This window comes from Mucilaginibacter sp. Mucisp73, assembly GCF_059491465.1.
The window spans coordinates 4,081,738-4,096,734 of sequence record NZ_CP168507.1 but is presented as its reverse complement, the minus strand read 5'-3'; the positions used below and the strand labels follow the sequence as shown (position 1 = coordinate 4,096,734).

The 14,997-nt window shown below is 43.0% G+C and carries 6 protein-coding genes; all 6 read left to right on the top strand.

All coding sequences use genetic code 11. The annotated features are described in order from the left end of the window. Window positions 1-178: 178 nt before the first annotated feature. On the top strand, window positions 179-3,547 hold the full coding sequence (locus ACEN82_RS17070) for a TonB-dependent receptor (protein WP_413322386.1): 3,369 nt from the start codon (window positions 179-181) through the stop codon (window positions 3,545-3,547). Window positions 3,548-3,554: 7 nt separating this feature from the next. Beyond that, window positions 3,555-5,033 carry a RagB/SusD family nutrient uptake outer membrane protein gene (locus ACEN82_RS17065; protein ID WP_413322387.1) on the top strand — a complete coding sequence of 493 codons (1,479 nt, stop codon included), beginning with the start codon at window positions 3,555-3,557 and terminating at the stop codon, window positions 5,031-5,033. 84 nt (window positions 5,034-5,117) lie between these two features. Next, window positions 5,118-7,313: an alpha-N-acetylglucosaminidase gene (locus ACEN82_RS17060; protein ID WP_413322388.1), complete on the top strand. Its 2,196-nt coding sequence runs from the start codon at window positions 5,118-5,120 to the stop codon at window positions 7,311-7,313. A gap of 238 nt (window positions 7,314-7,551) precedes the next feature. Then, on the top strand, window positions 7,552-10,509 hold the full coding sequence (locus ACEN82_RS17055; RefSeq protein ID WP_413322389.1) for a beta-galactosidase: 2,958 nt from the start codon (window positions 7,552-7,554) through the stop codon (window positions 10,507-10,509). Between the two features lie 13 nt (window positions 10,510-10,522). Next, window positions 10,523-11,650 (top strand): acyltransferase family protein, encoded by a 1,128-nt coding sequence (locus ACEN82_RS17050; protein WP_413322390.1) that lies wholly within the window; start codon window positions 10,523-10,525, stop codon window positions 11,648-11,650. A 105-nt stretch (window positions 11,651-11,755) separates the two neighbouring features. Continuing rightward, a complete protein-coding gene (locus ACEN82_RS17045; protein ID WP_413322391.1) occupies window positions 11,756-14,989 on the top strand; it encodes a GH92 family glycosyl hydrolase in 3,234 nt (1,077 codons plus the stop codon). Window positions 14,990-14,997 lie beyond the last annotated feature (8 nt).

Genomic DNA, 14,997 nt, shown 5'->3' with positions numbered 1-14,997 from the left:
TAACCACTTAATTAACAGCTTATGATATTGAAAACTTACCTGTCAGATTCCTGAAACATCCTCAAATAAACAAGGGAAGAGCTGCCACTCCTCCCCGCAAACAAATAGGATTTTATTAACGGAGTAAGCTATTGTAACACAGCACTTACTCCATCCATTTATTTTCAAAACAAATGTAATGAAAAAAACAAGAAGGGTGTTCCCGCTTCGTGGCGCGCCCGTATGTCTCAAAGTTATTTTGCTGATGAAAGCAGTATTTTTATTGGTCATGGTTACCTGTGTGCAAGTTTCTGCAAAAGTGTACTCACAGCAGAAATTTACGCTTAACCTAAAGCAGGCCGAAGTAAGCAGTGTCCTTACCAAAATTCAAAAACAAAGTGATTACCGTTTCTTTTACAACTATGCCAGTGTTAAAAAGTTGGGCAGGGTTGATGTGGATGTAAAAGACGCAACTATTGATGAGCTGCTTGCCGTTATCATTGATGATAAGCTCTCCTATAAAATGAGTGATGATCATGTAGTGATCATTGCCAACCAGGAGGATGCCAAAAACCTTGCCCTTATAAAAGGAAAAGTTGTTGATGCCAAAGGTGAACCGCTTATTGGTGTAAACATTAGGCTTCAAGGGACTAACCAAGGCACCACTACCGATGCAAATGGTAATTTCAGTATCGATGCCCCTGTAAACGGTGTGTTGGAAATCTCTTATATCGGGTATGAAAAGAAGGTTGTTACTATAACCGGAAGCCAAACTTTAAATATCACCCTCGTTGCCTTGCCATCTGCCTTGACCGAAGTTGTAGTGGTAGGTTACGGCACCACCAAAAAGATAGATGTTACCGGTGCAGTAGCCAGCGTAAAAGGTACCGATATTCAAAATCTTCCTGTAGCATCTGCAACGCAAGCTTTAGATGGGCGTGCAAGCGGTGTTAACATTGTGCGTAATGATGGTTCGCCGGGTGCGGCTTCAAGTATCCGTATCCGTGGTACAGGTACGCTTAATGATGCTAACCCGCTTATTGTTGTTGACGGTGTGCCTACCAGTGATCCGGACGCTTTAAGCGATATCAATCCAAATGATATTGCTTCTGTTGATATCTTGAAAGATGCATCGGCAGCTGCAATATATGGTACACGTGCAGCCAACGGCGTTGTATTGGTTACCACTAAAAGAGGTACTTATAACCAGAAATTAGCTACTACTGTCAATTTTTACAACGGTTTTTCTAATACAACCAAATATCTTAAACTGTTAACCGCCCCCGATTTATATACATTGAAAAGGGAACGCTATACCAATGATGGTGTTGCTATAGATGCACCGTGGAACGACAGCTATTACGCCACTCAAAGAACCGACTGGCAACGTGCTATCATGAAAACAGGCCATGTAATTAATGGCGATGTTAACCTGCAGGGCGGAAATGATGTATCCAACTATTACTGGTCCACCTCGGTTTATAACGAAGATGGTATAATTGATAAAACCAATTTTAAACGCTTTAGCACCCGTTTTAACTCGGAGCATAAAGTAACCGATTGGTTAAAATTGGGTGAAAATATCCAGTTGAGCTATGCTAATAACGTTGGGTTCGATAATAACAACTCGCAAACGGGTTTAATTTTCTCTGCGCTACGCTTTAACCCTGCAATACCATTGGTTAATCCTGATGGTACTTACGGTACTTCTAAGGCTTTCGCTAACCAGTTAGGGGATATCAACAGTCCTTATGCTACCATACAGGAAGCAGACAGGTTTAATAAAAAGTACCGTGCGCTGGCCAATGCTTTTGCCGAAATCTCGTTCCTGAAAGAGCTAAAACTTCGTGTTAACTACGCTTTTGACGGTACTTTAAACCGTATTTATAATTTCAATATAGCAGATGTTAACCAGGCCAGGCAAAATACCGTCTCTCAGCTAACCCAAACCGAAGGTGAAACATCATCGCAATTACTTGAGTCATTCCTTACCTATGATAAAGTGTTTGGCAAAAGCCATGTAACTTTTACAGGTGGTTATTCATACCAAAATTATAAAACTTACGGCTTTAGCGCATGGAGGGTTGGATACGATGATACTTCGGTCGATCAGCGCGTGCTTGGCACGGGTAATAGCCAGTTTAACAGTAGCGTGATACCCGATCAGTGGTCGTTACAGTCAGCATTCGGAAGGCTATTTTACGACTATAATGGAAGGTTCCTGGCCACTGTGACTTTCCGTGCAGACGGTTCTTCCAGGTTTGCACCATCAAAAAGGTGGGCTTATTTCCCTGCATTCTCTGTGGGGTGGAGATTATCTAACGAGCAATTTATTAAGAACATAAGCTGGATAAGCAACCTGAAATTATCAGGCGGTTATGGAGAGCTTGGTAACCAAAACATAGGCACATTTCAATATGCCAGCTTAATAAAACTGGGCAGTACCTATGAAAATAACGGCTATACTTTTGGTGGTGTTGGTTATACAGGTGCGGCGGTTGCCACACTTGCAAACACTGTTATTGCCTGGGAACGGACAGCCATGACCAACGTCAGCTTAGATGCAGGCTTTTTGAATAATCAGTTAACCACTACGTTAGCCTGGTTTAATAAAGATACCAAGGATATGCTTCTGGTTCCTCCAGTTGTAGGTTCTGCGGGTTCTGTAGGTATTCCTTTGCAAAATATTGGTACAATGAACAACCATGGTGTGGAGGTTGAGGTTAATTACCATGGCGGCGATAAAGTAAAATACTCCGTTGGCGCTAATGCTTCATTCATTAAAAATAAGGTGACCAGGCTTAACGGCGAAGGCACATTCGTAACGTCAGCTGTTTACGGTCGCTCAAGTCAGGAAATTTCCCGCACTTATCAAGGGCAGCCTATAGCTTCTTTTTATGGTTGGAAAACCAATGGGTTATATCAAACGCAAGCCGATATTGATAACGATCCGGCACTTAAAAATGATTCGCGCAAGTCAAGTATCAGGCCGGGTGACGTTCGTTTCCTTGACTTAAATGGTGATGGTTTAATTGACGGTAACGACCGTACAATATTAGGCAATCCTAATCCTAATGTTACCGCGGGTTTACAAGGCAGCATATCTTATAAAGGCTTCGACTTTTCTGCAAATTTTACCGGTGTATTTGGTGTGAGCCTTTACAACGCCGATAGGATGCAGGGTATCGACCCAACTTATCCGTTTAATCTTTATGCTGAAACTTTAGGCCGCTGGACAGGTCCGGGTACCAGCAACACTATTCCTCGTTTATCTCTTGATCGTGCTAACGATAATTACCGCACATCTGATCTGTTTGTTGAAAATGGAAGTTATGTAAGCCTGAAAAATGCCACGTTAGGATATACTCTACCAACAAGCTGGTCAAAAAAGGCAACGTTAAAAAGTGTAAGGTTATATGCTTCCGGGCAAAACCTGTTTTTTATAACCGGTTACAAGGGTTATACACCTGAGTTGGGTTATACTAACGGCAATTTGCAAAGAGGGGTTGACGTAGCTCAATATCCATCGGTAAGGACAATAACATTTGGTGTAACAGTTAAATTATAACATCATCATGAAATCAAACAAACTAATATATACGCTTGTATCACTGGCCCTGATGGGCAGCGGCTGTAAAAAAGCGCTTGATTTAAAGCAACAGGGTGTTTACAGCTCAACCAATTATTTTCGCAATGAGACTGATGCGGTTAATGCAGTAACCGGGATTTACAGCATTTTACCTGAGGAGGATTACATAGGCCATGCTGAATCAACATTTGATACCCCATCTGATGATTACTGGCGCTCGGGTGACCACGGCGAAGACGAAGGAATCGAAAACTTAACTTATGATGCTTCAAATGCGGCTATCAGGTACCCCTGGAAATGGCGGTACGAGGAAATTAACCGTGCCACCAACTGTATCATTAATATTCCTAAAATAACTGCCATATCTGCCGCAGTAAAAAACCGCAGCATGGGCGAAGCCTATTTTTTAAGGGCTTTCGGCTACTGGCGTTTGATGATCATTCAGGGAGATGTGCCCATTATTACAGAAGCTGATTATACGTCGCTGAATTTTAACGTACCTAAATCGCCTATCGAAGAAGTTCGTAAGCAGATAGAAAGCGATTTACTTAAAGCGGTTGATTTGCTGCCGGAAAGTTATGGCGCTGCTGATCGCGGAAGGGTAAGCAAAGGAACGGCGTTGGGCTTACTAACCAAGCTTTACATGTACTGGGAAAAATTGCCAGAAGCCATTACAACCGGACAAAAAGTGGTCTCTAATCCGGCTTATGCACTTGCGCCCAATTATACTGATAACTTTACCCGTGCAAATGAGAATAGTACTGAAATGCTTTTCTCAATCCAGGCAGTACAAAACGTAGTGCAAAACGACTTTACTGTTTACTACATTCCGCGTCCATGGGGGGGCTATGGTTTTAGTCAGCCATTACAGGGACTTGCCAATGAGTTTGAGGCAGGTGATCCACGTAAACAGGCTACTTTATTAAGTGTTGGCGACAAGGTTGATCTGGGTGATGGCAAGGGCTTGACAACGTTTACCGCCGATCTTTCTGCTACTGGTTATGCATTTAAAAAGTACGCTGTATTTAATACTGAAGCTGATGGCGGTGGAGTTGACCACAGTTATGCTGTGCCTCTAATGCGTTCTGCAGATATTTATTTATTAGTTGCCGAAGCCTTGATCCGTACACAAGGTGCCGGAGCTGGTGACGCTTTGATCAACCAGATCAGGCATAGGGCTTCTCCACTGTTAAAACCTGTTTCAGGAGCTGGCATGAAAGAACTGATCCATGAGCGCCGTGTTGAACTGGCAGGTGAAGACCAACGCCATCAAGACCTGATGCGCTGGGACAAAGCTAAAATTGTGGATATAGCGGCAATTTATAACCTTGCTGTTTCCAAAGCTCCACTTGATCAAAACAAAACGGTAACCTTTGTACGCCCTAAAAACTATTACTTCCCAATCCCCCAGGTTGAGATTGATAAGAGTAAAGGTGTGTTAGTACAGAACCCTAATTTTAAATAATTATATCCTTATACCGGCAATAGGGGAGAGCCTCCTGTTGCCGGTATTTATTCCCGGCATTGGCCGGTGTTTAACTATCTGTTGATGAGAAAGTGTTTACTTGTTGTTGCTATTATTTCATTGGGTTTTAAAGCCAGTGCTCAGGTTGATCAGAAAGCCTCGTACGATTTTATTGAAAGAGTAATTCCCGGCAAAGGTAATTTGTTTGTTGTTGAGGCTATCCCGCAACAAAACGGCAAAGATGTATTTGAATTGGAAAGCCGTAATGGTAAAATTGTGCTGAGAGGTAATAATGGCCTTTCTATAGCATCAGCACTAAATTACTATCTTAAAAATTATTGCTTTTGCGATATCGGCTGGAATGGCACAAACCTTAATTTGCCTGCTACTTTGCCGTCAGTTAAAGGCCTCATCCATAAAACCACGCCTTACCAATATCGCTACTACTTAAATTACTGCACGTTTAATTACACCATGGCCTGGTGGGGTTGGGAACGCTGGCAAAAAGAAATTGACTGGATGGCCCTGAACGGTATCAATATGCCGCTGGCCATAACCGGCGAAGAAGCCGTTTGGCAAACCGTTTACAAAGACATGGGGTTTACTGATAAACAACTATATGAGTTTTTTAGCGGCCCTGCTTATTTTTCATGGTTTTGGATGGGGAACATTGATGCCTGGGGCGGCCCGCTGCCGCAGCATTGGATGGACTCGCATAAAGCATTACAAAAAAAGATTTTAGAGCGCGAGCGCTCATTTGGGATGACGCCTGTATTGTCGTCATTTACCGGCCATGTGCCGCCGTCATTTAAAGATAAATTCCCCGGTGCTAAGGTTAAAAGAACCAACTGGGATGCCGGGTTTCCAGATGTTTTTATACTTGATCCCGACGATCCGATGTTTGAAACAATCGGTAAAAAATATATAGAGGCACAAACAAAAGAGTTTGGTACCGATCACCTGTACTCGGCCGATACTTTTAACGAAAACGTGCCGCCAACCAACGACTCTACCTATCTGGATGGTATGAGTAAGAAAGTATTCAACTCTATGGCTGCTGCCGATCCCAAAGCTATTTGGGTAATGCAGGGTTGGATGTTTCACTATAATAACAAATTCTGGCAGCCGCAACAGATTAAAGCGCTGCTTAACGCTGTGCCAAACGAACAGATGATCGTGCTTGATTTGTACAGCGATGCCCACCCGGTTTGGAACCGTACGGAAGCTTACTATGGTAAACCATGGATTTGGAGCATGCTGCAAAACTTTGGCGGTAATATCAGCTTGTTTGGTCGTATGCGCCACGTAGCTGCCGATCCGTCCATCGCCCTGCATGATCCTGAATCAAAAAATATGCGTGGTATTGGTGTTACACCCGAAGGTATTGAACAAAACCCAGCGCTGTTTGCCCTGATGCTGGAAAACGTTTGGAACGATACCCCGATTGATGCCGATAAATGGGTAGCTAACTATGCGAAGCGCCGTTACGGACAAGCTAACAATCAGGCAGATGAAGCATGGCATGTCCTGTTAAATTCGGTTTATTCGGGTGGCCTCACTGAAGGCGGACCAGAGTCGATCATTGTGGCAAGGCCAACGCAAAAAAAGTATATCGACAGGGTATTGACCAAACTGGATTACGACCCGATGCTATTGGTTAAAGCCTGGACGCTACTCATAAATGCTGCCGACAGCCTAAAACAAAGTGATGGTTTTCAGTATGATCTGGTTGATGTTACCCGGCAGGTATTGGCCAATTATGCAAGTCCGCTACAGCAGAAAATGGCTCAGGCTTATCAAAATAAGGATCAGCAACAATTTAAATTATATAGCAGCCAGTTTTTGGAACTGATGGATGATATGGATGCTTTGCTAAGTACCCGTAAAGATTTCCTGTTAGGTAAATGGATTAACGAAGCAAGGGCTAACGGCGTAACCGATAAAGAGAAAAACCTGTATGAGTTAAACGCCCGTGACCTGGTTACCCTTTGGGGTGACAAAGAAAGTGGCCTGCGCGAATACTCAAACCGTCAATGGGCTGGTTTAATCAAAGGCTATTACAAACCACGTTGGTCAATGTACTTCGGTTTGCTGGATAAGTCGTTATCAACCAAAACCGACTTTAATGCCGAAGCTTTTGACAAACAAGTAAAAGATTGGGAATGGCAATGGGTAAACAAGCATGATAATGCTTACACCGACGCTTCAAAAGGCGATGCCGTTGAAAAATCAAAGCAATTGTTTGCGAAGTATAATGCGATGATTTTGGGGACGCGATAAGAAGTTTAATAAAAACGATGTCATTTCGATAGAGCAGGGGAGGAATCGAGAACTGGGGCGAAAGAGAAATCCTATACGCCCTACAAGGCACAGCATAGTTTAATGGAATGGTGTATAAGATTTCTCCTAACGCTACGCTTAGGCCATCACAAGTTCGTCGAAATGACAGGAGTAAAAACATACAGATAAAGACTTACGAAGTTTTCAAAACGTCGTAAGTCTGGATTTTTGAAGAATCATGAGAATACGCTACGCTATATTTACATTTATCTTACTACTAACCGCTTTTACATCAGCCCACAGCCAGGGCTCAAACGATTATATCTTCCCAACTACGGCAGTTGCTAAGCCTTATATTGATTTTGACAGCAAAGGCTTTATTGTTCAGGGTAAACGCACATTTATCGCATCGGCCGGGTTGGAGTACGCCCGTATCCCGCATGAACTTTGGTATGATAGATTACTGCGGATTAAACGGGCAGGTTTTAACTGTATCGAAATTTACACCATCTGGAACTTTCATGAAGAACAGGAAGGTAAATTCAACTTTACAGGCGACCGTGACCTTGGGGAATTCCTGGATATAGTAAAGCAGCTTGGCATGTACGCCATTGTGCGCGTTGGCCCATATTACTGTGCTGAGTGGGATAATGGTGGCTACCCAATATGGCTTAAATTTAAAAAAGGGCTGAGGGTACGCGAAGACAATAAGCCTTTTGAACGATATGTAGATCGCTTTTTCGATCATCTGTTGCCGGTTGTTTTTCAAAGGCAGATTAATAAAGGAGGAGCGGTTATACTGGTTCAGTTGGAAAACGAGCATCCCAACGGTTGGGGAACCGTAATGCCCGATGGTTATTTTAAACATCTGCAGGCTAAAGCTTTGGATCTGGGTATGCAGGTACCATATTTCTTCAGCGGATTACATCACGCCAGCGATCCGGCCGGTGATGGAAAACTGGATGACGATAGGCGGCCAAACCCATGGTTCTCTACCGAATTCTGGGCTGTTTGGTATTCACAATATGGAGCCAAGCCGGGAGATGCTGAGCTTTACGACAGGCGCACCTGGAAAATCATTGCTCATGGTGGCAATGGTTATAATTACTACATGGCCCATGGCGGTTCAAATTTTGGCTATACCAATAATGATGAGGACGCAGCTTCATACGATTATGGCACTGGTATAGGCCAGGCCGGTGATTTGCGACCAATCTATTACACTTTTAAACGCGCCGCATGGTTCTCCCGCAGTTTTCAGAATGTATTGGAGAACAGCACTAACGCTGCGGAAACATACAAAGGCATTGCAGTTGACACAACGGTTAAAATATCTGCCCGTACAAGCCCGGCCGGTGATCTGATATTCCTGGATAATCCGGGTACATCTAAGGTAAGTTCATCATTAAATATCAAGGGTAACGAGAACCTGTTTGCGGGAAAAAAGATCAGCCTGCATCCCAAAGAGATTTATCCGTTGGTACACAATTATAAACTTAACGATGAGGTTACGCTTGATTGGGCACTTACCCGCGTGTTTGCTATTGTTAAGCAGGCTAATACCACAACTATAATTGTTGATGCTGAAGTCGGTGAGTCGCTGTTGCTTCGTTTTAATACAAAAGTGAAAGCCTCGTCGGTATTGTCTTCGGTAAAAACAGACAATAATAATGTGCTTATCGATGAGCAAATGCCGGCAATCGCGGAAAAGGTTGTTGAATATAGTTTTAACGTTGGTTCGCAAACTATAAGGATTTTAGCCATGAATCGTGCTTTAACCAATAAAACGTGGATTATCGAAAGCGAAGACAAAAACTATATCATCACTGGGTTGAACTATGTTGGTGATGTATCAGCTAAAAATGGACAGTTAAAAGTTACGGCAGAAACGCCTTTAACCGAGAACATAATTCAGAAAGCGGTATTGTATACTGATAGCAAGGAGATACCATTCAGCCTTGATGCGCAGAAAGGCAATCAGCAGTCAACTATCAGCTTAGCTAACTGGCAATATAAAAACGCGGCCATTAACGCGGCAATAAATGTAAACACAAGCAGCTGGCTTAAATCAAAAGATCCGCAGCCGATGGGGGCAGATGCTGATGTTACCGCGGATGCCTGGTATAGGACTACTATCAATATACCATCCAACGGAAAATATACCCTACAGGTGAAAGGCGGTGGCCGGGGACAAGCTTTTATTGACAGCAAACCTGCTGCTAATTGGAAACTGAACGATAATGAATTAACGCTTAACCTTACAAAAGGGAAGCATACACTGGCCGTTTTTGCCGCGCACGATGGCAGGGACAAGTTAGCTGCTTACCTTGGGCCAATAGATGAGGTAGATAGCAAAGGGCTTTTCGGTAAGGTCTTGATCAAAAAAGGCGGACCGTTCATTTCTGAGCTTAGCGACTGGTATTTTACCAGAGCCAATAAAAAGGATGATGTAAAACAAGGACCACCGGCGTTTGATACATCGGTATACAAAAAGTATAAAATAGGCAATGATGTTTTCAACCTGAAAGAGGGTTATGCCTGGTTTCACACAACTATTCCGCAGCAGCTGGCGGGGACTTCAAAATTAGCAGTGCTGTTTAAAAGCGTTGACGAAAACGCCACCGTATTTATTAACGGTAAACAAGTAGCCCATCACGATGGCTGGAACCAACCATTCGAGGTAAATATTACCGATGCCGAAACTTTAAAACGCCCAATTGAACTTTCGGTCTTTATCGAAAATTATTCAAATGAGGGAGGTATAGACCAACCTATAAAGATCAATGCTATTGGCGATGCTACAGCAGTAATTAACTGGCAATTGAAAGGTGGTCCGGGTGATGTACAAGCTGTTAATGGCTGGACAAAGCTTGGTGCGGCCAAGCAAACGAAAAATGCTCCGGTCTTTTATCGTACAACTTTCAATTTACCACCATCGACAGGAAATACGTTCATTTGGCGTTTTGATCCGGTAGGATTAGGACATGGCTCCGTTTGGGTTAATGGTCACAACTTAGGCAGGTACCCTGAAAAACTGGATATGAAAAGCCTTTATATCCCCGAATGCTGGCTTAAACCGGGTGTAAACCAGGTGGTGGTTTATGACGAAGACGGCAATAGTATCAATAAAACCCGTATTGTGGCCGAAGAAGCCGCAGGCCGGTTAATCAAAGAAATTTCAATACCCCTTAATTAATATAATTGCAAAAATGGCTGCAACAACCGAAAGATTTACCGCGCTCGATGTTTTCCGTGGTATGACCATTTGCTTCATGATCATCGTTAATGCCCCCGGTTCGGGGGCAAACGTATGGTCGCCGCTTGATCATGCACCCTGGATTGGTTTTACACCCACTGACCTAGTTTTTCCTTCTTTCCTTTTCGCATTAGGTAATGCGCTTAGTTTCTCCAAAAAGAAATTTGAAACTGATGCCGCTTTTATAGGTAAGATCTTTAAGCGTACTGTCATCATTTTCTTGTTGGGATACCTCATGTATTGGTTTCCGTTTTTTCATCGGGAAGCGGGTGTTTGGATATTTAATCCGCTAAGTCATACCCGTATTATGGGGGTGTTACAACGGATTGCTTTGTGTTACTTTTTTTGCGCGTTGATCGTCCACTATTGTTCACAAAAAATGGCCATCATCATCTCTGCTGTGCTTTTATTGGGCTACTGGGCATTCCTGATCTTCTGCGGCGAACCGGGTAAAGAGTATACTATGCTTGGCAACGCTGGCACCCGATTGGATATCGTGTTGATGGGCAATGATCATTTATATCATGATAAAGGTGGCCCCATAGCTTTTGACCCGGAGGGCTTGCTCAGCACCATGACTGCCATTGTGAATGTAATTGGCGGTTACCTGGCCGGAGCATTTATACAGCGTAAGGGTAAAAACTATGAGTCGGTTGCCCGTTTGTTCATGTGCGGTGTTTTACTGATTGCTATTTCCTTATTCTGGGCGCAATTTTTCCCGGTTGCTAAAAAACTATGGACGAGCTCATTTACACTACTTACTATCGGTATTGATCTTTTACTGTTAGGCTTCATGGTATTTGCCATCGAAATAAAAAAGATTAAAAACGGAACGAACTTCTTCCTTGTTTTCGGTCGAAATTCATTGGCTATATATCTGTTGTCGGAGTTGCTGTTAACAGTTTTTCAAACCATTTGGGTAAAACCACAGCTAAGCTTTTACGACTGGATAAACCAGGTGCTTTATCAAAAGATCTTCCCCGGCGCATTTGGTACACTGGTATTTGCACTATGTTATATGATGCTTTGCTGGCTGGTGGCTTGGGTGCTTGATAAAAAGAAGATCTATATAAAAATATAATATCTACGTAAAGACGCATCACATGCGTCTCCAACCAAAAGGTCAACGTTGTATTATCAGATGCTGAAGACGCATGTGATGCATCTCTACAAAACATAATTTAAATTGAAGTCATTATCCCGTATCGTTTTCGCCTTAGCCGCAGTTTTATTGGGCAGCAACCTCTATGCCCAGCATACAGACCATCTGCAATATGTTGATCCGTTTATCGGTACATCACTTAGCAATGTGCTTACCAAATGGGGTAATAATGGAGGTTGTTATCCGGGAGCAGTTGCGCCGTCGGGCAGCGTACAACTAAGTCCCGAAACAAGGACTACAGGGGCAAGGGGATATAACTACACCGATAGCTCAATTTATTATTTCAGTTGTTTTGGCCACATGAGCGGCTTTCCTGAAGGATCATCAGGCCACTTTTTTGTGTTGCCGTTTAGTGGTAGTGAAAGTTTTGAACCGGGAAAGTCAAGCCTGCATTTTTCGCACAAAAAAGAAACTGCCGTACCGGGCTATTATAAAGTGAATTTTGATAACCAGCGGATTACCGCCGAAGCTACAGCTACTACGAGAACAGGCATGTTTCGGTTTATGTTCAATGGAAGCACTAATCCACAAATTTTCGTTGGAAATGCCGGTGAAATCCAGGCGATATCAAGTAGAGTGATCCATACTTCAGTTGCAAACGCTGTGATAAACTTTAGCGAAGGGTATACGGAAAAAAAGGAAGTTAAAGGGGGCTGGGTTTTCACTTTCCCGAAGACTAAAGTGATTACTTTGCGCTTAAGTAAATCATCAGTTAGCTATCTCAATGCACAGCATAATATTGATCAGGAAATCGGTAGCTTAACTTTTGATGAGGTTCGCGCGAAAACCGGCAGCGAATGGGCTAAAGTATTATCGGTAGCTGATATAATCGACGGTAACGAGCAAAACAAAACAGTATTTTATACGGCGCTTTACCATTCGCTGTTATTGCCTTGGGTTGTTGATGATGCTGATGGCAATTATCGGGGAAATGATGGCGAGGTTCATCAAAAAACAGGGCAAAATCAGTACGGGGCTTTCTCTCCATGGGATACTTTCCGGTCGCTGCACCCATTACTTACGCTGCTTTATCCACAGAAGCAGCAGGATGTGATCTTATCCATGCTTGATGTTTACAAGCAAAGCGGGCATCTGCCAACAGAAAGCATGACGGGCAATCATGCTATTCCTATCATTGTTGACTCATACTTAAAAGGCATTATTGGTTTCGATAAAGAGCTTGCTTACAAGGCTATGAAGAAGGATTTGGTTGATGGCCCATTCGTGCAATCGGACATGGAAGTGTACCATCAAAAAGGCTACGTTCCATTCACCAAACCTGAGTCGGTTACCCGCACTGTAGAATATGCTTATGATGATTGGGCTTTATCGGAATTTGCCGAAAAGGCGATGGGGGATAAACAAACCGTTCAATTATTAGCAAACAGGGGATTTAGTTACCGTAATCTTTTAAATAAAGATGAACTCTTTATGCTTCCGCGTAATGGTGATGAGTTTAAACTGCAGCCCGGTACATCAGGATATAAAGAGGGCGATAAATGGGTGTACTCGTACTTTGTACCTCAAAACGGTAAAGACCTTATTAACATGACCGGCGGCAATGAACAATTCTCCGCCCGGCTTGACCCTGCCCTGCGCAATAATGTTATTCTATTTGATAACGAAACTGTTTTCCATTTGCCTTATATGTTCAATCAGGCAGGTAAGCCTCAGCTAACACAAAAATGGGTGAGGGATATTATGCTCAACAGGTTCAGCGCCACACCCGGTGGTTTACCCGGTAATGATGACTTGGGTTCAACATCGAGCTGGTATGTCTTTAGCTCGCTCGGGATATATCCGGTATGTCCTGGTAATCCGCTTTACGCTACCGGTGCGCCTTTATTCAAATCTGTAACGCTTCATTTACCCAATGGCAAAAAGTTCATCATCGGCAGTAATAATTCATCTGCAAAAAATAATTACGTACAGGCTCTGCATGTGAATGGCAAAGCCTGGCAGCAATTGGCCCTGCCACATTCGGTGTTGGTTAACGGTGGTGCAATGACTTTTGATATGGGGAAAGCCCCAGGTAACTGGCCAACCGATAAAGATCCGATTGAGCTATCGGCCACACAAAAAAATACTGCCTTTAGTATAGCGAGTTATTCGGTCGATAAAAAAAATGCAGTGCCTGACGAGCCGCTTGTGATAAGGTTTAAACTTAAAAATACAGGTAGCAAGGGCATTAAAACCATAAAGCTGTTGGTTAACGGAAAGCCATATAGTTATAAAAACTGCCTGGTTGAGCCGGGACAAACTGTTCAGGATTCTATTGAGTTTCGCCTTTACCCTGTGGGAAAAACGGTACTGAAGCTTGATAATACACTACCGTTGATTGTTGAAGTGAATCTGCCTGCAAAACCGCAGGAGCAAGCTTTTAAAATATCGGGGCTGGAAGTAAAACCGATGATCAGGTTGAATGAAAGCCAGGAAATAAAATACCGGATAAAAAATACTGGCGGATTAAAGCAAACCTTTATTATACCTGTAATCCAGAATGATTCGGTTGTTTTTACCGATAATATTAAACTTGATGCCGGTGAAGTTAAAACCATTAGTCATCATATAAAAGCTTCCAAAAACGGATTTGAATATGTGAGGGTCGATACGGCGAAAACTATCTACAAGGTTTATGAAAATGCTACAGAATCATTATTACTTGATTTCGCATCGATAGTCCGTGGTAAGATTGTTGCTGATAGTTCGGGCTTTCATAACAACGGAAATGTTATTTCATCTTCAGTAATAACTACTAATGATAAACTGTTATTTAGCGATAGTACTTATGTGGAAGTCCCAAACTCACCATCTTTGGACAATATGGATGAATCCATTACTATGATGGGATGGGTTTACCTGATGGGCAATGAGAAAGGTCTGGTTGATATCATTACCAAAGGCGATAACCATGTATTGCAAATGACCGATAACAGAACCCTGACTTTTTTTGCGGGCGGATGGGGCAGGGGCGACTGTACTGTAAACCTCCCTGCCGACTGGCAACAACACTGGCACCACATTGCGGGCGTGTGCAACGGCAAAAAGCTGTATGTTTATATCGATAGTGTTTTGGCCGGAACCACGCTGTTAGAGGTAACCGCTGATCTGTCGGTAAATAACAAATGGACGTTAGGCCGAAACGAAGAGTTTCCATCGGAACGCGTGTTTCACGGCTTTATGGACAGAGTGAAAGTATTCAAAGCCGCATTATCTGCTGATGATATCAAAAATATAGTGTCGTCAGAAAAAAAGTAAGCTGGTAG

Bases quoted from the DNA above. Each gene is read 5' to 3' on its own strand.
- ACEN82_RS17070 (WP_413322386.1), top strand. From the start codon at position 179: ATGAAAAAAACAAGAAGGGTGTTCCCGCTTCGTGGCGCGCCCGTATGT.
- ACEN82_RS17065 (WP_413322387.1), top strand. From the start codon at position 3,555: ATGAAATCAAACAAACTAATATATACGCTTGTATCACTGGCCCTGATG.
- ACEN82_RS17060 (WP_413322388.1), top strand. From the start codon at position 5,118: ATGAGAAAGTGTTTACTTGTTGTTGCTATTATTTCATTGGGTTTTAAA.
- ACEN82_RS17055 (WP_413322389.1), top strand. From the start codon at position 7,552: ATGAGAATACGCTACGCTATATTTACATTTATCTTACTACTAACCGCT.
- ACEN82_RS17050 (WP_413322390.1), top strand. From the start codon at position 10,523: ATGGCTGCAACAACCGAAAGATTTACCGCGCTCGATGTTTTCCGTGGT.